This is a genomic window from Aeromonas sp. FDAARGOS 1416, from assembly GCF_019048085.1.
GTDB lineage: Bacteria > Pseudomonadota > Gammaproteobacteria > Enterobacterales > Aeromonadaceae > Aeromonas > Aeromonas veronii.
Map to the genome: position 1 here is coordinate 61421 of NZ_CP077301.1, position 21151 is coordinate 82571.

Below are 21151 nucleotides of genomic sequence, written 5' to 3' on the forward strand. Positions count from 1 at the left end.
ATGGCTAAGGGGCAATCTCTCCAAGACCCGTTTTTGAATGCGCTGCGCCGTGAGCGGATTCCTGTTTCTATCTATTTGGTGAACGGCATCAAACTGCAAGGTCAGATCGAGTCTTTTGACCAGTTTGTTATCCTGCTGAAAAACACCGTGAGCCAGATGGTTTACAAGCACGCCATCTCGACTGTCGTACCGGCCCGTGCCGTTAATCATCACCAGCCCACTCCGGGTGGCGCGGCTGATGAACAGGGTGATGCCGAGGCGTGATATCCCTGGGCGAGTCGACTCGCCAACTCAGATTCATCATGATTCCTGTTAAGGAGCAAGCGCTTGTTTGACCGTTATGAAGCTGGCGAACAGGCCGTTCTGGTGCATGTCAACTTCAGTGATGAGGGTGAGCGGGAGGATCTGGAAGAGCTCAAAATGTTGGTGAGCTCGGCCGGAGTCAATGCGCTGGGGGTAATTACCACCAGTCGCAGTGCGCCCAGTGCCAAATTTTTTGTCGGCAGTGGCAAGGCTGAAGAGATCGCGTCCCAAGTCCAGATGCTGGATGCCGACGTCGTCATCTTCAACCATGCCCTGACCCCCGCCCAGGAGCGCAACCTGGAGCGTCTGTTCCAGTGCCGGGTGGTGGACCGAACCGGCCTGATCCTCGATATCTTTGCCCAGCGCGCCCGTACCCACGAAGGTAAACTGCAGGTCGAACTGGCCCAGTTGCGCCATCTTTCCACTCGTCTGGTGCGAGGCTGGACCCACCTTGAGCGTCAAAAGGGCGGGATCGGTCTGCGTGGCCCGGGTGAAACCCAGCTTGAAACTGACCGACGTCTGCTGCGGGAACGCATCAAGGCGATTTTGCGTCGGCTCGACAAGGTGGCCAAGCAGCGGGAGCAGGGACGCCGCGCCCGCAACCGCAACGAAGTGCCGACGGTGTCACTGGTTGGTTATACCAACGCCGGAAAGTCCACTTTGTTCAACCAACTTACAGCTGCCAGCGTGTATGCTGCCGACCAATTGTTCGCAACTCTGGATCCCACCCTGCGTAAACTGGTGATCCGGGATGTGGGTGATGTGATTTTGGCGGATACAGTTGGATTTATTCGACACTTGCCCCATGATCTGGTCGCGGCCTTCAAGGCGACCCTGCAGGAGACCCGTGAAGCGGATCTGCTGCTCCATGTGGTGGACTGTGCCGATGAGCAGATGCAGGAGAATATCGACTCCGTGCAGCAGGTATTGGCCGAGATTGAAGCCGATGACAGGCCCCAGCTGATGATCTGCAACAAGATCGACAAGCTGGCGGATCGTCCGGCAGGTCTGGAGCGAGATGACGAGGGGCGCCCGTTGCGCGTCTGGTTGTCGGCCCAGACCGGTGAAGGTTGTGAGCATCTGTTTACGGCGCTGACCGAATTGCTGGCTGGCTCCATGGTGCATCACACCCTGCAGTTGCCTCCTTCTGCCGCGAGATTGCGCAGTGCGCTCTATCAGCTGAAAGGGATTGAGCAGGAAGGTTTTAGCGAGGAGGGGGATTTCGTGCTGGAAGTCCGCTTGCAAGTGGCCGACTGGAACCGCCTCGTGAAACAGGAAGGTGAGAGTTTACAACGCTTTATCAGGCATTGATTCGTTGATGAAGATGAACCCTTAGGGGCTTCGCAACGTATGATGGCCCGATAGAGATGATATCCATCCGCATGTATTAATGGAGACGCTGATGGCTTGGAATGAGCCTGGTAACAACGGCAAAGACCGTGACCCTTGGGGGAATAACGGCAAGAATCAGGGACCCCCTGATCTGGATGAAATGCTGCGCAAAGTGAGTCGCCGTTTCGGTGGCTTGTTTGGTGGCGGCAAATCTGGCGGCGATGTAGGTCGCTTTGGTATCTCCATCGCGCTGGTTGTGGCTGTGGTGGTGTGGGTCGTCAGCGGCTTCTACACCATTCGCGAAGCGGAGCGTGGTGCCGTGCTGCGGTTTGGCAAGTTTTCCCATATTGTCGAGCCGGGCCTGCGCTGGAAGCCGACCTTTATCGATCAGGTGATCCCGGTGGACGTCGAGTCCGTGCGCTCCCTGCCTGCCTCCGGTTTCATGCTGACTCAGGATGAGAACGTGGTACGAGTCGAGATGGACGTGCAGTACCGTGTGGTCAATCCCGAGCAGTATCTGTTCAGCGTGACCAATGCCGACGAGAGTCTGGGTCAGGCCACCGATAGCGCCCTGCGCTACGTGGTGGGTCATACCCGGATGGATGACGTCCTGACTACCGGTCGTGAGAAGGTGCGTCAGGAGACCTGGCAGGTGATCGATGGCATCATCGAGCCCTACCAGATGGGTCTGCAGATCGTCGATGTCAACTTCCTGCCGGCGCGTCCGCCGGAAGAGGTGAAAGACGCGTTTGATGACGCTATCTCTGCTCAGGAAGATGAACAGCGTTTCATTCGTGAAGCAGAAGCCTATGCCCGTGAAGTGGAGCCCAAGGCCCGTGGCCAGGTGAAGCGTCTGGAGCAGGAAGCGGAAGCTTACAAATCCCAGATCGTGTTGAAAGCCCAGGGTGAAGTTGCTCGCTTCAACGAGCTGCTGCCCCAGTATCTGGCTGCCCCCGAGCTGACCCGTGAGCGTATCTATCTGGAAACCATGGAAGAGCTCTATCAGCAGGCCAACAAGGTGGTGGTCGACATGCCGGCTGGCAACAACAGCATGATCTACCTGCCGCTCGACAAGCTGTCTGGCAAGCCGAAGGTAACCCAGTCTGATCGTGCCACTGCCGCCCCGGTCACAGAGCAGGTCCCCGTTTCCAACGAGGGTGCCAACTCTACCCCGACAATGCCGCTGCGTAGCGGTGACCGCTTCAGCTCAGGGAGAAACTGATAGATGAAAAAGCTAGCTATTGGTGCAATCGCTGTCGCGGCCATGGTCTGCTTCTCCTCTGTCTTTATCGTTGATGAAGGTCAGAAGGGGATTGTGGTGCAGTTTGGCAAGGTGAAGCGGGTTGACTCCGGTGAACCCCGCCTCTATGAGCCGGGCCTGCATTTCAAGGTGCCGCTCATCGACCAGGTTCGCAAGATGGATGCCCGCATCCAGACCATTGACAGCCAGGCCGACCGTTTTGTCACCTCCGAGAAGAAAGACCTGATCATCGACTCCTACGTGAAGTGGAAGATCGAGGACTTCTCCAAGTACTACTTGGCAACTGGTGGTGGCAACAAACTGCAGGCTGAAGATCTGCTCAAGCGCAAGATCAACAACGGTCTGCGTTCCGAGATCGGTAACCGCACCATCAAGGACATCGTCTCCGGTGAGCGCAGTACCGTGATGGAAGATGCCCTGAAGAAGATGGCGCGCTCCTCCGAGCTCGGCATCAAGGTGGTGGATGTGCGGATCAAGCAGATCAACCTGCCGGTGGAAGTCTCCAACTCCATCTACCAGCGGATGCGCGCCGAGCGTACCGCTGTGGCCCGTGAGCACCGTTCTCAGGGTCGCGAGAAGGCTGAAATCCTGCGTGCCGATATCGACCGCAAGGTAACCGTCATGATCGCCGACGCCGAGAGTAACGCTCGCCAGCTGCGCGGTGAAGGGGATGCGGAAGCCGCCAAGATCTATGCCGACAGCTACAAGAAAGATCCCGAGTTTTTCAGCTTCGTGCGTAGCATGGAGGCCTATCGCAAGAGCTTTGCCGGTGGCAACGACCTGATGGTGTTGAAGCCGGACAGCGAGTTCTTCCGTTACCTCAAGTCTCCTCACGGCACCAAGCAGTAATCGCCACGAGGTCACATTCAAAGGGTCTGCATTGTCAGACCCTTTTGTTTTTGACGCCAACGCCAGCCGTCGACCCGGGGGCTGGTTGCATTGAGGAGGTCGGATGCTGACATCCATGCTGATGGGGTTGGGATTGCTGCTGTTGTTCGAGGGACTCGACCCGCTGTTGATGCCAAGGGCATGGCAGCAGATGTTGCGGCTGCTGAGCGATCAGCCACCGGAGCAGTTGCGCCGTATCGGCGGCTCGCTAGTGGTTGCGGGTAGCGTGATCCTCTGGATGCTGAGTCGCTGAGTCTGGCGCAATGCACTGTCCAGCAGATAGCAGACAATAAAAAAGAGGCCGAAGGCCTCTTTTTTCATGCATGTCGTTTACTCAGGCACTGCGCTGCACGGCCATGTGGGCCAGTGTTTCCAGCGCCTGTTTGTGCGGGGAGTCCGGCAGAATGGCGAGGGCGGCAATGGCCTTGTCTGCCTCTTCCCGGGCACGCATGCGGGAGTACTCCAGCGCGCCGGTACGGTCGAGAATCCCGAGGATCTGCTCAAGATGTTCCATGCCGTTGCGGTGCTCGATGGCATCGCGCACCAGCTGGCGCTCTTCCGGCGTACCCACTTCCATGGCGCGCAGCAGCGGCAGGGTCGGTTTGCCTTCGGCCAGATCGTCGCCGACGTTCTTGCCCATATCTTCGCTCTGGGAGCAGTAGTCCATCACGTCATCGATGATCTGGAACGCGGTGCCCAGATACTTGCCGTAATCGGTCATGGCCTGCTCGACGGGCTCGGGCTGATGAGTCAGCACGGCTGCAAGGCGAGTGGCGGCCTCGAACAGCTTGGCGGTCTTGCAGTAGATGACCGTCATGTAGCTCTCTTCGGTGGTATCCGGATCGTTGCAGTTCATCAGCTGCAACACTTCCCCTTCGGCGATGGTGTTGGTGGCATCCGAGAGGATCTCCATCACCCGCAGGTTGGAGAGTTCGGCCATCATCTGAAAGGAGCGGCTATAGAGGTAGTCACCGACCAGCACGCTGGCAGCATTGCCAAACATGGCGTTGGCGGTCTCCCGGCCGCGGCGCAGGTCGGATTCGTCGACCACGTCGTCATGCAGCAGGGTAGAGGTGTGAATGAATTCGATGATGGCGGCCAGTTTCAGGTGATCCTCACCCTCATAGCCCAGCGCACGCGCAGCCATCACGGTCAGCATTGGGCGCATCCGTTTCCCGCCGGCGCTGACAATGTAGAAACCCAGCTGATTAATCAGACTAACGTCGGACTGGAGTCGGGCCAGGATCAGTTCATTGACCGCCGTCATGTCGGCGGCACAGAGCGCACGGATAGTCTGTTGGTCCATAAGTCTCGTAACGTGACAGCAGCAATAACTGCGATTTTAGTAATGGCAGGGATTCTACACGATTTCACAATGGGTTACAGTTAGGCGTTTATCCACGGCGGCAGATATGCGCACAAAATAAACTTTTTGCTAAATTGGCCTTGCCTGAGCAGATCGATTTGCGTAGAATGCCCGCCCATTGTTATAGGTTTTTGCGCATGTCTAGCCTTGAGCAAAAGACATGCCTTTACGGAGTTAATCAAATGTACGCGGTATTCCAAAGCGGCGGAAAACAACACCGTGTGGCCGAAGGTCAAATCGTTCGTCTGGAAAAGCTGAACGTTGAGACTGGCGCTACCATCGACTTCAACGAAGTTCTGATGGTTGCTGCAGGCGACACTTTTAAAGTAGGTGCTCCTTTCGTTGAAGGTGGCAAGGTTGTAGCTGAAGTTGTGGCTCACGGCCGTGGCGAGAAAGTGACTATCGTCAAGTTCCGTCGTCGTAAGCACCATCGTAAGCAAGCGGGCCACCGTCAGTGGTTCACTGAAGTCAAAATCACTGGCATCAGCGCTTAATTAGAGGAGTCCGATAAATGGCACACAAAAAAGCTGGCGGTTCATCCCGCAACGGTCGCGATTCTGAAGCTAAACGCCTGGGCGTGAAGCGTTTCGGCGGCGAAACAGTTCTGGCTGGCAGCATCATCGTTCGTCAACGTGGTACCAAGTTCCACGCTGGCACCAACGTTGGTCTGGGCAAGGATCACACCCTGTTCGCTACCGCGACTGGTAAAATCCTGTTCGAAGTTAAAGGTCCGCTGAATCGTAAGTACGTTAGCATCGTTGCTGAGTAATTACGGACCGCAAGGATCCGAAGCCCCGCCAACAGGCGGGGCTTTTGTTTTTCTGACGTCTTTCTGATGTCGTTGACGAAAAAACGGAACGCAGCTGACTTTGGCTCTGACGGGCATGATTGGCAAGATGCGTATCGCCCGCAGGGGTCTGTACCACTATAATTGCGTATCGGTTTTTCGAATTAAGGTGACGGTTACCTATGAAGTTTGTTGATGAAGTCCAGATTCGAGTCGATGCCGGTGACGGTGGTAACGGTTGTGTAAGCTTTCGCCGTGAAAAATATATTCCCAACGGTGGTCCGGACGGCGGTGACGGCGGTGACGGTGGCGACGTATATCTGATCGCCGACGAGAACCTCAATACCCTGATCGACTACCGTTTCGAGCGTTTCCATGCTGCCGAGCGCGGTGAGAATGGCCAGAGCGCCAACTGTACCGGTCGCCGCGGCAAGGACAAGATCCTGCGTGTGCCGGTCGGTACCCGAGCGACCGATGAAGATACCGGTGAACTGTTGGGGGATCTGACCCACCACGAACAGAAGCTGCTGGTTGCCAAAGGTGGTTTCCACGGTCTGGGCAACACCCGCTTCAAGAGCTCCGTCAACCGTGCTCCCCGCCAGAAGAGTAACGGTACTCCGGGTGAAGTGCGTACTCTGAAGCTGGAGCTGCTGCTGCTGGCCGATGTCGGCATGCTGGGTCTGCCCAACGCAGGCAAGTCTACCTTTATTCGCGCCGTTTCTGCGGCTCGCCCGAAAGTGGCTGATTACCCCTTTACTACCCTGGTACCGAACCTGGGTGTGGTGCGTGGTGAAAACTCCCGCTCCTTCGTGATCGCCGATATCCCTGGTCTGATCGAAGGTGCTGCCGAAGGTGCAGGTCTGGGTATCCGCTTCCTGAAACACCTCGAGCGTTGCCGCGTACTGATCCACCTGGTGGATATCTGCCCGGTTGATGGCTCCGATCCTGCTGAAAATGCCGTGACCATCGTCAAGGAGCTGGAGAAGTACAGCCCGGAACTGGCTGGCAAGCCGCGCTGGTTGGTGTTTAACAAGATGGACCTGATCCTGGAAGAAGAAGCCCAGGAGGTGATGGATCGCGTCAAGGCGGCCCTGAACCACGAAGGTCCGGTCTATGCCATCACTGCCATCAGCAAGGAAGGCACCAAGAAGGTCTGCTACGACATTCTGGATCTGCTGGATACCATGCCCCGTCAGCTGGCGGAAGATGCTAAAGACGCCATTGAGAAGGTGGAGTTCAAGTGGGACGACTACCACAAGAACCAGTTGGCCAAGGCTGAAGCGGAAGCACTGGCTGCCTCTCTTGCCTTCGATGAAGGGCTTGATGATGACGATTGGGATGACGACGAAGATGATGGCGTTGAAGTCATCTACGTCCGTGACTGATCCCCGTTACTCTCATTGAAAACCGGAGCCTGAACAGGCTCCGGTTTTTTATGTCTATCGAGCAGCAACTCATTAGGTATATTTGTGATGCTACTTATTGCCTGCCACTGATAACCGATTATACTGCCCACAAAAATTAACAATAACGAAACAATCATCTGGCGATGTCGATTGAATCGATATGCGCAGCTGTATCTTATTGTTTTAACGGAAGGTTTGCCTGTGGAAATATTTATGCGCAGATTTCTGCCTTAAGGGCTTGTTTGTGCATTTTTTTAGAGTATTCTTGCGCCCGTTTTGCCGGTTAATGCATGAATACGCAGGTTGGCCGAGCTAGGGAAAAGTAACATTAGGGCAGTCATATCATGTTGGAAAAGAGTCTCGAAGCACCTGCGGTCAATAGTCGCCGTAACTTGTTGATGTTTCTGGTTCCGTCACTTATCGGGATCCTGCTGTTCATGACGCCAGTCGTCTATGACGGTAACGTCACCATCCCGGTGGCCGTGCTGGCCAAGCTGGTACAGCGCGTTTTTGCCGATTATCTGGTCGCCATGGTCAGTGCGGTGATCACCACCACCATGCTGATGACGCTGATTGCCTGGTTGTTCAAGCCAGCGATTCTGGTGCGTCGTCCTTTCCTCAACAGTTTGTTCAATGTCTCCCCTTTCTGGGCCTGCGTGCGGGTATTGGGCGGTATCTTCGTGCTGCTGACCTTCTTCCAGGTGGGGCCTGAGGTGCTTTACTCCGGCGCAACCGGTGGACTGGTGCTCAACGATCTGCTGCCGGTGCTGTTCTCGGTCTTCATTTTTGCCGGCCTGCTGCTGCCGTTGCTGCTCGATTTCGGGCTGCTGGAATTTGTCGGCACCATGATGACCCGCATCATGCGTCCTGTCTTCCGGTTGCCGGGTCGCTCCGCAGTGGACTGCTTTGCCTCCTGGCTCGGCGATGGCAGCGTCGGTATCCTGCTGACCAGCAAGCAGTACGAAGGGAAGTTCTATACCCAGCGTGAAGCCGCGGTGATTGGCACCACCTTCTCTGCGGTCTCCATCACCTTCTGTCTGGTGGTGATCTCCCAGGTGAAGCTGGAGCACATGTTCGTCCCCTTTTACCTGACCGTCTGTCTGGCGGGGGTGGTTGCCGCCATCGTGGTGCCGCGTCTGCCGCCGCTCTGCTGGAAGAAGGACATCTATGCCGATGGCACTCCCCTGTGCCGCAAGCAGGAAGCAGTGCCGCACCAGCACAGCGTGATGAGCTATGGTTTCGAGCGTGCCCTGACCAAGGCTGACAGCATGACTGATCTCGGCGCCGTCGCGCGGGAAGGGGTGAAGAATGCACTGGATATGGTGTTTGGCGTGCTGCCGGTGGTGATGGCGATCGGTACCTGCGCCCTGATGCTGGCCGAACATACCCCTATCTTCAACTGGCTTGGCGCTCCGTTTGTCCCCTTGCTGGAGCTGCTGCAACTGCCGGAGGCGGAAGCGGCTTCCAAGACCATCATGGTCGGTTTTGCCGACATGTTTATTCCGGCAGTGCTGGCCTCGACCATCGAGAGCGACATGACCCGCTTCGTGATTGCCGCCATGTCGGTAACCCAGCTGATCTATATGTCGGAAGTAGGCGCCCTGCTGCTGGGCAGCAAGATCCCGGTCAAGTTGTGGGAGCTGTTTGTTATCTTCCTGCTGCGCACTCTGGTCACCTTGCCGGTTATCGCCGGGGTGGCACATCTGCTGTTCTAAGGACGCAACGTAGTGAAAAACGGTCAACCTCGGTTGACCGTTTTTTATGGCTTTTCCTCTTTTCTCCGGGCTTGATGGATGACGCGGGTTATTCGCAAAACGTCCTGCCTTGCAAGGTGTGGGTCATTCGCCGTGGGCTGAGTGTGGGTAACAAGAGAGAAGGGCCTGCGGGCCCTTGCTCATCAGTGTCCCTGCGGGTGGGGCTGTGCCGGCTTGCGGGGACACTGCACCAGCAGGGTATGGATGGTGAAGGTGCTGATCTGGGGGAAGCTCGGGCTAAATCCCCTCATCGGGTCGGTGCCCCCCATGCTCATCTGAACCTTGGTGAAGGTGTGCTGGCTGCGATCGGTTTCCTGATAGCCCTGCGGACAGCTCAAGCTTGCCTGTTGCTGGCAATCATCCGGCGCACTGCACTCGATCTGGAATCGTTGCAGCGAGGAATCTGCGGAGGTGAGCTCAGTGACAGTGGCGGGGGCGCAACCGGACAGCAATATACTGCCCAGCAGGACAATTCTCTGTGACATAAAAGGCGCGTGCTCTGTGGGACAAGAAAAGGGGGGAGCGTGCCGGCCGGACCCTTGGTATCCCGCGCCGGCCGCCCTATGGGTTAGCGTGACGTTATGCTCAGATCGGACACTGGATGGTTAACGAGTGGACCGTGTTGGCGATGCTATAGGGCTTGGCAGCTTGGTAGATTTTCTTCTCCTTGTCATAGCTTCCCCCCAGATACTGGGTGCTGTAGAGCGTCTGCTGGCGGCGGTCGGTCTCCTTGTAACCTTGTGGGCAGGTCTGGTTGGCCTGCTGGAAGCAGGCTTTCATGCTGCTGCACTCGATGTAGAAGCCGCGTTGGCTGGTATCGGCAAGGTGCACAGGGGTGACGGTAGGGGCGGGGGGAGACAACAGGGCGCAACCGGAGAGCGTCAGTGCGCCCAGCAGAACGAGATGTTTTGACATAGATAACCTGAACAGTGTGGTGTGACAAAGAGTGAGGGGGAGTCTGTTGCTCCCCCTTCGCTATAGGGGCACCGTTATAACCAGCCCGGGGCGCTCAGGCCAGCCCGCAAATGTAAGAAAATATGATCCACCCCCGGGCTTGCGCGGCCAGCAGGATGAGCGTTCAAACAATACTTGCCTGAGATTTGTTCCGTTCGATTGCTGCCGCTTGGCAGGCAGAGTGTGGCAGGAGATAGTGATTCATTCAGGTATCCCGTGCTACATTGCCCCACTTGTTACTGGTGTGTAAATCAATGGAGTGACCAATGTCTGCCATCCCCTATTCCGTGCTCGATCTGGTGCCTGTTGCCGAGGGTTCCGTGCCTGCCGAGTCGTTTCGCCGTTCACGGGACCTTGCCCGCCATGCCGAGGGTTGGGGTTACCAGCGCTACTGGCTGGCCGAACATCACAACATGCCGGGCATTGCCAGTGCCGCTACCTCGGTGCTGATCGGCCATCTGGCCGAAGCCACCACCACTCTGCGGATCGGGGCGGGTGGCATCATGCTGCCGAACCACTCGCCACTGGTGATTGCCGAGCAGTTTGGCACCTTGGCTTCTCTCTATCCCGACCGCATCGATTTGGGCCTTGGTCGCGCCCCCGGTACCGATCAGCGCACCATGCGGGCGCTGCGGCGTATGCGCAGTGGCGAGGTGGATGATTTCTCGGCCGATGTGCGCGAACTGATGAGCTACTTTGGCGACGAGATCGGCGCGGTGCAGGCGGTGCCCGGCCAGGGGCTGCATCTGCCCATCTGGCTGCTTGGCTCCAGCCTCTACAGTGCGCAACTGGCAGCGGCGATGGGCTTGCCGTTCGGGTTTGCCTCCCATTTTGCGCCCGCCATGTTGCTGCAGGCGCTGGAGATCTACCGCAGCCAGTATCGCCCCTCTGCTCGCTGGCCCAAGCCCCATGCGGTGGTCTGCATCAACATGATCGCCGCTGACAGTGAGCGGGAGGCCCGCTTCCAGTTCACTACCGTGCAGCAGCAGTTCTTGCGCCTTCATCGCGGTGATGCGGGCAAGCTGCCTGCGCCGGTCGTCCAGCTTGGTGACGAGTGGGCGCCCCGTGAGCTGATGGCGATGGAGCAGACCTTGGCCCGCTCGCTAGTGGGCAACCCGGAGCAGGTTCGTCATGGCCTCAAGGCGCTGCTGGCGGAAACCCGTGCCGATGAGCTGATGTTCAATGGGCCCATCGTCGATCATCAGGCCCGATTGCGCTCCTTTGAAATTGCCGCCGAGCTGATGCAGAGCCTGTAAGCCATGACGAACCCTACTGTCGCGGTGGATGAGGTGTATTGGAATCCCATGGTACCGGAGCTGTCGGTTACCGATCTGGCTCGATCTCTGGTTTTCTATACCGGTTTGTTGGGCTTCTCGGTCCGCTATCGGCGCGATGACCCTCCTTTTGCTTATCTTGAACAGCAACAGGTACAACTGATGCTGGAGCAGGTACATCCGGCGGGGTGGCAGGTCGGAGCGCTGGAGCCACCGTTCGGTCGGGGGATCAATCTGCAGATGGAGCTGACCGAGCTCCAGCCGCTACTCGACCGCTTGCAGGCCGCCGAGATTGCACTTTTCCGGCAGCCCACTGAGGTCTGGTATCCAGTGGGCGAGATGCTGGCCGGGCAGCGCGAATTTTTGCTGCAGGATCCCGATGGTTATCTGTTACGGTTTGTGCAATATCTGGGGAAACGAGCGGCTGACTGACAAGATCAAAATCTTAACCATCTGATTTTAAAGGACTGTCAGATGTATGTCGGCTATCTGTCGTGTCACCTTTCGCGGCGCAAGCCCTATGCTGGCCCTGTCAATTACCACAAGGAGTTCGAGATGATCGTCAGGAAGTTGAGATTGCAACGGGGTTGGTCCCAGGATCAGTTGGCAACGTTGACTGGTTTGAGTGTCCGCACTATCCAGCGGATCGAGCAGGGGCAGCAACCCGGACTGGAATCTCTCAAGGCCCTGGCCGCCGTCTTTGAACTCGATGTGGCTCAACTGGATGGATCAGAGCAACAGGAGCGCGAGATGAGAGGAAGTGACACTATGGGTCAGGATGTGGTGCAGGTATCGGCAGAGGAGCGGGCGGCAATGCGCTATGTGGAGGAGCTCAAGGGCTTCTATCACCATGTCGCCAGCTACGTGGTGGTGATCTGCGGGCTGTTTGTCATCAACTACCTGAGCAATCCGGAGTACATCTGGGCCTGGTGGCCAACCCTGGGTTGGGGGCTGGGGCTTGCCTCCCATGCTGTTCGGGTGTTTCAGCCCTTCAAGCTGTTTGGCCCCGAGTGGGAGCGGCGCCAGATCGAGAAGCGGCTGGGGCGCAAGTTGTAACTTCATTCGCCGGAAAACAGGGAACCTAAAACAGCAAGCCCGGCAGATTGCCGGGCTTTGTTATTGGAACGGGTTGTGGCAATCCGTGCGGCAGCGACCGCCAGATTGCTGCGTCCCCCTAGCTGGCGTGAACCGGGCAGGGGGTGGCGATCAGGGCATCATCCTCGTAGCGCCACAGGGTGAGGCTGTTGCCCCAGACACAGCCGGTATCGAGCGCCTTGATGTCGCTCTTGCCGGTGTTGCCCATCAGGGCCGCCCAGTGGCCGAACACCAGAATGGGGTCATCCACGTGATGCTCGCGCTGCTCGAACCAGGGACGCAGGCCCGGGGTCGACTCCTTGGGGCCCTTCTTGCATTTGAAGTCGAGCCGGCCATCGAAGTAGCAGAAGCGCATTCGGGTGAAGGTGTTGATGATGTAGCGGTAGCGGTCGATCCCGACCAGGTCATCTTTCCAGCCATCCGGCTGATCGCCATACATGTTGTGCAGCAACCACAGGTACTGATCGCCACGCAGCAGGCTCTCTACCTCGCGGGCGCAGTTGCGGGCGGTGCGGGCATCCCACGCCGGAGAGATACCGGCATGCACCATCATGATGGGCAGGTCGGGGTGTTCGGCCAGCAGCGGGCGGTGGCGCAGCCACTCCAGCAGTTCGTCCCGATCCGGCGCATCCATCAGGCTCTGCAGCTTGTCTTTCTTCTTGAGCGGTGCAACGCCATTGGCCACCGCCAGCAGGTGCAGGTCGTGGTTACCGAGCACGGTAACGGCACGGTTGCCCAGATCCTTGACGAATCGCAATGTGTTGAGCGAGTCCGGGCCGCGGGCGACCAGATCGCCGCAGAGCCAGAGCACGTCTTGGTCGGGATCGAACGCGGCAAGATCCAGCAGACGGCGCAAGTCGTCGTAACAGCCCTGGATGTCACCGACAAAACAGTTCGCCATGAAACCTCAGTTGATAATATTGGGGATGGCCAGCGTGAAGGGGGCGATGGGCGCCTCAAACTGCTGACCAGAGCCATCTTGCAGGGTATAGCTCCCTTCCATCACCCCGAGCGGGGTCGCCAGCGGCACGCCGCTCTGGTAGCGGTAGGTCTCACCTTCGGCAATGACGGGTTGCTCCCCGACCACGCCCGGGCCTGCCACTTCCAGCATCTTGCCATTGGCATCGGTGATGAGCCAGCGCCGATGTAGCAGTTGCACCGGGCCGGGCCCCAGATTCTCAATCTCGATCAGATAGTGAAACTGGTAAGGGTCTTTGGAGCCCGCCACATACACGGGGTATGGGCGGATCTCGATGTGCGGGAGTGCCACAGGATCAGGCCTGTTGCTGATCCGCCAGCCAGTTGGCGATCATGACAAACTGCTCGAGGGAGAGATTCTCCGGGCGCAGGTTGCCATCGATACCAAGCTCGGTCAGCTGGGTGTCGGTGATGAAGTTGGAGAAGCTGTTGCGGATGGTCTTGCGACGCTGGCCAAAGCCTTCGGTACAGACGCGATTCAGACAACGAATGTCTTTTGCGACTATGGTCGGATTCTTGTGCGGGATCAGGCGAACTACGGCAGAGTCCACTTTCGGCGCCGGTTTGAAGGCGCCCGGGCCCACTTCCAGCACAGGCACCACCTGGCAGTAGTACTGGGTCATCACGCTCAGACGGCCGTAAGCCTTGCTGCCCGGGCCGGCGGCCAGACGCAACACCACTTCCTTTTGCAGCATGAAGTGCATGTCTTCAACCCGGTCGGCAAATTCGCACAGGTGGAAGATGAGCGGGGTGGAGATGTTGTAGGGCAGGTTGCCGAAGATGCGCAGCGGCCCCTTGCCTTCACCCATCAGGGTGCCGAAGTCGAAACGCATGGCATCAGCTTCGATGACGGTCAGCTTGTCTTTGAGAGTCGGGTGCTCGCGCAGGCGAGCTGCAAGGTCCCGGTCAAGCTCGACCACGGTCATTTTGTCCATCTGGGCGGCAACCGGCTCGGTCAGCGCGGCCAGACCCGGACCGATCTCCACCAGATTCTGACCCGGCTGCGGGTTGATGGCGGCGACGATCTGATCGATCACATACCGGTCGTGCAAGAAGTTCTGACCGAAACGCTTACGGGCCGTGTGGCCCATGTGCACCTTACTGCTCATATCTTTTTTTCTCTACCATCTTGATGGCGTGGTTAATCGCGGTGACAAGGCTGCCCGGATCGGCCAGGCCCTTGCCTGCCAGATCCAGCGCGGTGCCGTGATCCACCGAAGTGCGGATGAAGGGAAGCCCCAGGGTGATATTGACCGAACTGCCGAAGCCCTTGTATTTGAGCACAGGCAGCCCCTGGTCGTGGTACATGGCGAGTACCGCATCCGCATCCTTGAGGTATTTCTCCTGGAACAGGGTGTCGGCCGGCAATGGGCCGACCAGATCGATCCCTTCCTGGCGCAGCGTGGCCAGGGCAGGTTCGATCACGTCAATCTCTTCACGTCCAAGATGGCCACCTTCCCCCGCATGGGGGTTGAGGCCGCAGACGTAAATACGGGGTTTGGCGATGCCAAACTTGGTGGCGAGATCCTCGTTGAGGATCCGGATCACCTTGCCGAGGCGATCCTCGGTGATGGCCATCGCTACATAGGCCAGCGGAATATGGGTAGTCGCCAGTGCGACCCGCAGCCCCTCGGTTGCCAGCATCATTACCACATCGGCGGTGTTGGATTGCTGTGCAAAGAACTCGGTGTGGCCGCTGAACGAGACCCCGGCCTGGTTGATGATCCCCTTGTGCACCGGCCCGGTCACCACGGCGGCAAATTCGCCGCTCATGTTGCCATCACAGGCGCGCTGCAGGGTTGCCAGCACATAGGCGCCATTGCTTTCGTTCAGCTCGCCCGGCACCACGGGGGCGCCGAGGGTGACCGGACAGACGGTCAGGGTGCCCGCCCGCTGCGGATGAGCAGGGGCGGTTGCGTCATAGGGCTCAAGCTCGATGCTGAGCCCCAGCAGGGCTGCCCGCTCGCACAGCAGCGCCGGATCGGCGATCACCACCAACTGGTGGGGCCAATCCTGTTGGGCAATCTGCAGCACCAGGTCCGGGCCGATCCCGGCCGGTTCGCCCGGGGTAACGGCAAGGCGACGGCAGCTCATCAGCTACCGGCTCCTTCGATCTGGATGTAGGCTTCGTCACGCAGCTCATCCAGCCACGCCTGGGACTCTTCCACGAAGCGACGGTTGTAGATCAGCTGGTAGGCGCGCTGCTCCTGAGCCTTGTCGGTCGCATCCTGGCTGCGGCGATCTTCCACCTGCACGATGTGCCAGCCATGGCTGGTACGGAACGGGGCACTGATCTGGCCCGGTTGCAGACGGTTGACCATGTCGCGGAACTCGGGGACATAGACGTTGGGATCAGACCAGCCCAGTTCGCCACCCTGCACCGCAGAGCCCGGATCTTCGGAGTACTTCTCCGCCATGCTGGCGAAGCTTGTCTTGCCGCTCTTGATGTCGTGCAGAATGCCATCCAGCATACCCTTGGCTTTCTCTTCGCTCAGGATGATGGAGGGCTTGATCAGGATATGACGGGCCTTCACCTCGGTCTGCATCACTTGCTGCTGACCCTTGGTGTCGAACACCTTGACGATGTGCAGGCCGGCACCGGAGCGCAGCGGGCCGACGATGTCGCCCTTCTTGGCACCCTGTACCGCTTCGGCCATCAGGGTCGGCATCTCTTGCGGGCTCATCCAGCCCCAATCCCCCCCTTCCAGCGCCTTGGGACCATTACTCTCGGCAATGGCCAGTTTGCGGAAGTCGGCACCTTGCTTGAGAGCGGTCAGAATGCGTTCGATCTTGCTCTTGGCGGCATCCAGCTGGGCGGCGGTGGGGTTGTCCGGCAGGGCAATCTGGATATGGCCTACGTGGTACTCGTTCTGCTGTTGACCCTGTTTCTTCAGGATCTCCACCACCTGCTTCACCTCCTGCTCGGAGATGTTGATACGGCGGCGCACCTGGTTGCGGCGCACCTCGTTCATCAGGATCTCGCGGCGAACCTCTTCCCGATACTGGGCATAGGTCATCCCTTCACGGGCGAGCTGGGCGCGCAGCTGATCCAGGGTCATCTTGTTGTCGGCAGCGATGCCCTGAATAGCCTGTTCCAGCTGGGTGTCGCTGATTTTCAGCCCCTGGCGCTCCGCCAGTTGCAACTGCAGGCTCTCCTGGATCAGGCGATCCAGCGCCTGTTTGCGCAGGGTGGCGTCGTCAGGCAGGGACTGGCCGCTCTCCTGAGCAGAGAGTTTTACCTTGTTGACCAGTGCGTCCTGTTGGCTGGACAGCACCACGTCCTTGTTGACCACGGCCAGCACCTTGTCCATCAGCTCGGGCGCAGCCAGTGCGGCCTGGCTCATGGCACCGAACATTCCCGCGGTCAGCAGGGCAATCAGGGTCTTTTTCATATCCATCTCTCAAGGCTGGGCCAGCATCATTGCTGGCCTTTCAGATTAAACGGGCGAACATAGGGCAACAGCTCGGTATCCAGGGTGACGCTGCGGCCACCTGTACCCACGCTGCCAAGTCCCTTCATTTCAAACTGCAGACCAATGACTCTTTCCGAAGTGGGTTTCAGGGTGACGTTGTCAGGCTGATTGTGCCACTCCAGGCTCATATTGATGCTCCAGCAGCAGGAGTCGTATTTGACACCGATCTTGCGGTCAATGTTCACATCCTGCTTGATGTCACGGTAGTAACCGCCATACATCTGCCACTGATCGGCGATCGGCGCCATCATCACCAGACCCGCCTGGCTCAGATCTTCTGCCAGCGCCGTGTTGGTCGGATAGCGATAGTCCAGGTTGCCATCCTTGATGTAGCGGTAGTTGGCCTGAGTGGTCAGCTTGCCGGTCCGGTATTCGACAGCACCGTTGCCAGCCGTAAATTCACCCTCGGAGGTATCGTACTGGGTTCCTGCGTGGGCAAACCACTCATCGGTGATGCGGGCATCCCCCTCGAACGAGAGCAGGGAGCGGGCGTTGGTGCTTTCCGGAGCGGACGAGTAGAGGCGCACCTTGGGTGGTGTCATTTCGAAGGCCTGGGCTACCGCCAGTCGCAACCGTTCATCACCCACATTGTCATAGACCCGGCTGGTCAGGCCAACGGTGACCCGATTGGCATCGCTGATGCGGTCGAGACCGGCAAAGCGGCGATCACTGAACAGGCTGTAGTAATCCTGACGGGTGGTGGTGGTGTCGTAGATCCCGATCTCGTCCTGATTTTTGTAAGGGATATAGAGGTACTGGAACTCGGGCTCCAGGGTCTGGGTGCCCTTGCCATCATACCAGTCGAGCGGCCGATCGAAGTTGACTCCCCCCTTGAGGCGGAAGGACGGTAGAGTACGGGTAATAGTGCCCTCTTTCAGGGTCAGCTGTTTGCTGTCTGCATCGGTGAAGCGGCTGCGGTCCTGGCTAACCAGATCCTTGGGTACCTCCTGGTTGTAGGAGGTAAACATCAATTTGTACTGACTGGTCAGGTAGTAACCCGGCGCATCCACCAGGGGCACAGTCAGGGTGGGTGCCAGATGCAGACGGGTGGCGGTATAGCGCTCACCGGCCTGCTGGATGGTGGCACTGCCGCTGTTATAGCCAAACTTGGTCAGTTCACTGTTCCAGGCCAGATCGAACCACTTGCCCTGCTGGAAGTAGTTGTAGTCGATACGCGGCAGCATCTCGTGGGGTAGCAGCGCATACGGACTCAGGATCTGGTAGCGGCGCACCTCGGAGGTGAGGTTCCAGTTGTGCTGGTAGTAGCCGGCGGTGAAGGATTGCTGCAACTGGCTGTCGACCTGAGTGCCCACTTGCGGGCTGAAGTCGTTGAAATAGTTGTAATCCTTGTCGCGCACTTGGGTGTAGTCGATGCCCAGACGCAGGGAGCCATCCATCAGGGTGGAACTGTGGCGGACGTTCATCAGGTAACGATGCCCATCGGAGAGGTACGGAGTCCCTGTCGAAGGGTTGGTAAAGCTCGGGTTGCCAGCATCATACTGCTTGTCATCCCTGAGGCTTTCAAAATAGAGGGTGCCGGTGTGGGCGGGGTCCGGCATGTAGCGGAACTCCACCTGCTCCATCAGGCCGCGTTTGTCCATAAAACGGGAGGTGATGGTGGCATCGTAGTTGGGAGCTATGTTCCAGTAGAAGGGCTGGGTGATATCCATGCCGTTGCTGGAGCTTTGCTTGTAACCCGGGTAGAGCAGACCGGTCTTCCGCTCATCCTTGATGGGGAAGTTGATATAGGGGAAGTAGAACACCGGGTAGTCATAGAGCCAGAGGCTGGCGTTCCAGGCTTCGCCAAACACCTCTTTCTGGTCGATGTCGATGCTGCCCGCCTTGAGGGTCCACACTTCCTGACCGGGGGGGCAGGTGGTGTACTGGGCCCCCTCCATGGTGATGTTCTGGTTGTTGTTGGTCATCACCACGCGCTTGGCAAAGCCGCGCACCGGTGAGCCATGCACCTGATACTTGCCCTCTTCCAGCTCGGAGTTCTTAGTATCCAGATTGGATTTGAGGGTCTTGTCGCTGGTGACGGTTACCTGACCGTCGTTGTAATAGATGTTGCCGATGGCGATGACATCCCGGCTCTTCTGATCGAGCTGGGCATAGTCGGAGTCAAACTTGCGAACACCCTGACGAACCTTGACGTCGCCTTCATAGACGGCGGTGCCGCCCTGTTTGGCCTCGAGACGGTCAGCATCAACCTCGACCGGCTGTGCGTTGGCATCCTGATCCGATGCAGGCTTCTCTATCTTGGGAACATAGTCATAGCAGAGACTATCTAGAATGCCGGTGGCTGGCGGCGCTTCGAACGGAGCCGCCTGCACCATCATAGGGGTGAGTGCGGGGGCCAGGCTGATAGTCAGGGCGATGGGATAGCGGTACCCCAGTGTCCATTTGGTCATGTGAAAGACTCGTGCAATCCGTGATAGATACGGTTGATCCAAGGCATGCATTTTACGACAGGTTTCATCGAGTTGACATTGCATGTCATTGCTTTATGTTAGCCGGCAATGATAAAGCATTATTGCGGCCAGGGCTAACAGCCAAGTGCTGCTTTCCACCTTGGTCCTCTACTTATGCACGATCGCGATTCCCTGCTATTGCAGTGGGCACGCCGTATTTCCGGTGATGCCAATCTTCAGTTGACCCTCATTTCCGGTGATGCCAGCTTCCGTCGCTACTATCGCGGTGGTGGTCTGGTTTGGGTGGATGCCAATCCGAAAACCGAAAAAAATCATGAATTTGTTCGTAACGCGGCGGCCTTGCAGGCGCGTCAGCTGTTGGCGCCAGAGGTGAAGGCGGTGGACTACGAACAGGGGCTGCTGGCGGTCAGTGACCTGGGCGATACCCAGCTGATCAGCTGCCTGAACGAACACAATGTGCTGGCTTGGTATGGCAAGGCGATTGATTTGCTGCCCCGCCTAGGGGCGGTTGAACTGGCGCTTGAACCCTTCGATGCGGCTTTTATGGCGCGGGAGAACAGCATTTTCCCCGAGTGGCTGCTGGGTCATCATCTGCAACTGACCCTGAGCCATGAAGAGCAGCAACTGCTGGACGAGACCTTTGCCTGCCTCACCGCCTGCAATCTGGCCCAGCCGCAGGGAGTGATGCATAGAGATTTCCACAGTCGCAACCTGATGGTATGTGGCGGTGATACCCCCGAGAGCAGCCGGCTGGCCATCATCGATTTTCAGGATATGGTCATCGGGCCGCTCACCTATGACCTGGTCTCCTTGCTTAAAGATTGCTACATACGCTGGCCGGACGAGGTGATCGATGAAGGGATGCGCCACGGCTTTGCCACCCTGCAACAGGCGGGTCTGCTTGGCGAGCTCGATTATGCCAGTTTCCGTCGTGATGCTGACCTGACCGGCATGCAGCGCCACCTCAAAGCTGCCGGAATCTTTACCCGGCTCTATCATCGCGACGGCAAGTCCGGCTATCTCAAGGATATTCCCCGTACCCTCGGCTATGTGGTGGATGTCTGTCGCACTCACGGTAGCGCCTATCCGGTATTGGCCCGTTTTGGTCAGTGGCTGGAGCAGGTGGTGTTGCCGGGGATCGCCAATGCTGGAGTTAAATCATGAAGGCGATGATCCTGGCCGCTGGCCGTGGCGAGCGGATGCGCCCGCTGACTGACCTGCTGCCCAAGCCGCTGCTGGCGGTGGGGGGCAAGCCGCTCATCGTTCATCACATCGAAAAACTCAAAGCCGCCGGCGTGACCGAGTTGGTCATCAACCACGCCTGGCTTGGCCACAAGCTGGTCGATAGCCTTGGTGATGGCAGTGCGCTTGGCGTGACCATCCACTGGTCAGCCGAGGAGAGTGCGCTGGAGACCGCGGGCGGAATCGTGCAGGCGCTACCACTGCTGGGCGCAGCCCCTTTTCTGGTGATCAACGGCGATACCTGGCTCGATCTCGATTATCACACTCTGGTCAGCCAGCCCCTTGGCGATGATCTGGCCCACCTCTGGCTGGTACCCAATCCGCCCCAGCACCCGAGCGGGGACTTTGCCCTGCAAGGGGGGCGAGTCATGGATACGCCAGCGTTTACCTTCAGCGGGGTCGGACTATATGATCCAGCGGCTTTCGCCGGTCTCGCGGGCGGCGCCCGCAAACTGGCGCCCCTGCTCCGTGACTGGATGGCGCAAGGGCGGGTGGGCGGCAGCCTGCTCGCTGGCGAGTGGCGCGATATCGGCACGGTCGACCGTCTGCGCGAGCTGGATGACCAGCTCCAGGCCCGCACTCATTAACTTCAAGAGGTCTTGAACC

At 58.3% G+C, this 21151-nt stretch carries 23 protein-coding genes; 14 read left to right on the forward strand and 9 right to left on the reverse strand.

Translation table 11 applies throughout. The annotated features are described in order from the left end of the window. The 5 genes from hfq to I6L46_RS00290 all read left to right on the forward strand — a co-directional run bounded on the left by hfq (position 1) and on the right by I6L46_RS00290 (position 4037). A complete protein-coding gene (gene hfq, locus I6L46_RS00270) occupies positions 1-264 on the forward strand; it encodes an RNA chaperone Hfq (protein WP_005339045.1) in 264 nt (87 codons plus the stop codon). A gap of 63 nt (positions 265-327) precedes the next feature. After that, complete coding sequence (gene hflX / locus I6L46_RS00275) at positions 328-1614, forward strand: ribosome rescue GTPase HflX (protein WP_005339043.1); 1287 nt, start codon at positions 328-330, stop codon at positions 1612-1614. A gap of 91 nt (positions 1615-1705) precedes the next feature. Next, entirely contained in the window at positions 1706-2857 is a 1152-nt protein-coding gene (gene hflK / locus I6L46_RS00280; protein ID WP_005341060.1) for an FtsH protease activity modulator HflK, read from the forward strand. 3 nt (positions 2858-2860) lie between these two features. After that, positions 2861-3745 carry a protease modulator HflC gene (gene hflC, locus I6L46_RS00285; RefSeq protein WP_005339038.1) on the forward strand — a complete coding sequence of 295 codons (885 nt, stop codon included), beginning with the start codon at positions 2861-2863 and terminating at the stop codon, positions 3743-3745. A gap of 103 nt (positions 3746-3848) precedes the next feature. Continuing rightward, on the forward strand, positions 3849-4037 hold the full coding sequence (locus I6L46_RS00290; RefSeq protein ID WP_216977051.1) for a DUF2065 family protein: 189 nt from the start codon (positions 3849-3851) through the stop codon (positions 4035-4037). 81 nt (positions 4038-4118) lie between these two features. Here I6L46_RS00290 and ispB read toward each other — a convergent pair whose 3' ends face one another. Continuing rightward, positions 4119-5090, reverse strand: a complete 972-nt coding sequence (ispB, locus tag I6L46_RS00295; RefSeq protein WP_216977053.1) for an octaprenyl diphosphate synthase — start codon at positions 5088-5090, stop codon at positions 4119-4121. A gap of 242 nt (positions 5091-5332) precedes the next feature. On the opposite strand from ispB, the gene rplU reads away from it, so the two are divergent. The 4 genes from rplU (at position 5333) to I6L46_RS00315 (ending at position 9058) form a co-directional block, all read left to right on the forward strand. After that, positions 5333-5644, forward strand: coding sequence for a 50S ribosomal protein L21 (rplU, locus tag I6L46_RS00300; protein ID WP_005304210.1), 312 nt, complete (start codon positions 5333-5335; stop codon positions 5642-5644). Positions 5645-5661: 17 nt separating this feature from the next. Next, entirely contained in the window at positions 5662-5919 is a 258-nt protein-coding gene (gene rpmA / locus I6L46_RS00305; protein WP_005339028.1) for a 50S ribosomal protein L27, read from the forward strand. A gap of 200 nt (positions 5920-6119) precedes the next feature. Then, positions 6120-7322, forward strand: a complete 1203-nt coding sequence (gene cgtA, locus I6L46_RS00310) for an Obg family GTPase CgtA (protein WP_005339026.1) — start codon at positions 6120-6122, stop codon at positions 7320-7322. Positions 7323-7687: 365 nt separating this feature from the next. Continuing rightward, positions 7688-9058: a YjiH family protein gene (locus tag I6L46_RS00315; RefSeq protein WP_204480103.1), complete on the forward strand. Its 1371-nt coding sequence runs from the start codon at positions 7688-7690 to the stop codon at positions 9056-9058. Between the two features lie 182 nt (positions 9059-9240). On the opposite strand, the gene I6L46_RS00320 is transcribed toward I6L46_RS00315, so the two are convergent. Then, entirely contained in the window at positions 9241-9582 is a 342-nt protein-coding gene (locus tag I6L46_RS00320; protein WP_076492777.1) for a hypothetical protein, read from the reverse strand. 100 nt (positions 9583-9682) lie between these two features. Beyond that, a complete protein-coding gene (locus I6L46_RS00325) occupies positions 9683-10012 on the reverse strand; it encodes a hypothetical protein (RefSeq protein WP_158110241.1) in 330 nt (109 codons plus the stop codon). Between the two features lie 305 nt (positions 10013-10317). On the opposite strand from I6L46_RS00325, the gene I6L46_RS00330 reads away from it, so the two are divergent. From I6L46_RS00330 to I6L46_RS00340, 3 genes are all read left to right on the forward strand, one after another. Beyond that, positions 10318-11307, forward strand: a complete 990-nt coding sequence (locus I6L46_RS00330; protein WP_204480099.1) for a luciferase-like monooxygenase — start codon at positions 10318-10320, stop codon at positions 11305-11307. A gap of 3 nt (positions 11308-11310) precedes the next feature. After that, on the forward strand, positions 11311-11757 hold the full coding sequence (locus I6L46_RS00335; RefSeq protein ID WP_216977056.1) for a VOC family protein: 447 nt from the start codon (positions 11311-11313) through the stop codon (positions 11755-11757). A 123-nt stretch (positions 11758-11880) separates the two neighbouring features. After that, positions 11881-12381, forward strand: a complete 501-nt coding sequence (locus I6L46_RS00340) for a 2TM domain-containing protein (RefSeq protein ID WP_042054945.1) — start codon at positions 11881-11883, stop codon at positions 12379-12381. A 118-nt stretch (positions 12382-12499) separates the two neighbouring features. Here the strand turns inward: I6L46_RS00340 and I6L46_RS00345 are convergent, their stop codons facing one another. From I6L46_RS00345 to lptD, 6 genes are read right to left on the reverse strand one after another with little or no spacing between them, the layout of a single operon-like run. Further along, complete coding sequence (locus tag I6L46_RS00345) at positions 12500-13321, reverse strand: symmetrical bis(5'-nucleosyl)-tetraphosphatase (protein WP_203120018.1); 822 nt, start codon at positions 13319-13321, stop codon at positions 12500-12502. A 6-nt stretch (positions 13322-13327) separates the two neighbouring features. Next, a complete protein-coding gene (gene apaG, locus I6L46_RS00350; protein WP_031227971.1) occupies positions 13328-13690 on the reverse strand; it encodes a Co2+/Mg2+ efflux protein ApaG in 363 nt (120 codons plus the stop codon). 4 nt (positions 13691-13694) lie between these two features. After that, positions 13695-14507 carry a 16S rRNA (adenine(1518)-N(6)/adenine(1519)-N(6))-dimethyltransferase RsmA gene (gene rsmA, locus I6L46_RS00355; RefSeq protein WP_203120020.1) on the reverse strand — a complete coding sequence of 271 codons (813 nt, stop codon included), beginning with the start codon at positions 14505-14507 and terminating at the stop codon, positions 13695-13697. Then, a complete protein-coding gene (gene pdxA / locus I6L46_RS00360) occupies positions 14497-15492 on the reverse strand; it encodes a 4-hydroxythreonine-4-phosphate dehydrogenase PdxA (protein ID WP_216977058.1) in 996 nt (331 codons plus the stop codon). Before pdxA ends, rsmA begins: the two co-directional genes overlap by 11 nt. Then, positions 15492-16790: a peptidylprolyl isomerase SurA gene (gene surA / locus I6L46_RS00365; protein ID WP_203120024.1), complete on the reverse strand. Its 1299-nt coding sequence runs from the start codon at positions 16788-16790 to the stop codon at positions 15492-15494. The genes pdxA and surA overlap by 1 nt, the downstream gene beginning before the upstream one ends. A 26-nt stretch (positions 16791-16816) precedes the next feature. Further along, entirely contained in the window at positions 16817-19282 is a 2466-nt protein-coding gene (lptD, locus tag I6L46_RS00370; RefSeq protein WP_216977060.1) for an LPS assembly protein LptD, read from the reverse strand. 174 nt (positions 19283-19456) lie between these two features. Here lptD and I6L46_RS00375 point away from each other — a divergent pair, with 174 nt between their 5' ends. Together I6L46_RS00375 and murU are read left to right on the forward strand one after the other, a co-directional pair. Next, positions 19457-20467, forward strand: a complete 1011-nt coding sequence (locus I6L46_RS00375) for an aminoglycoside phosphotransferase family protein (RefSeq protein WP_216977061.1) — start codon at positions 19457-19459, stop codon at positions 20465-20467. After that, positions 20464-21132 (forward strand): N-acetylmuramate alpha-1-phosphate uridylyltransferase MurU, encoded by a 669-nt coding sequence (gene murU / locus I6L46_RS00380; protein WP_216959205.1) that lies wholly within the window; start codon positions 20464-20466, stop codon positions 21130-21132. Before I6L46_RS00375 ends, murU begins: the two co-directional genes overlap by 4 nt. Positions 21133-21151 lie beyond the last annotated feature (19 nt).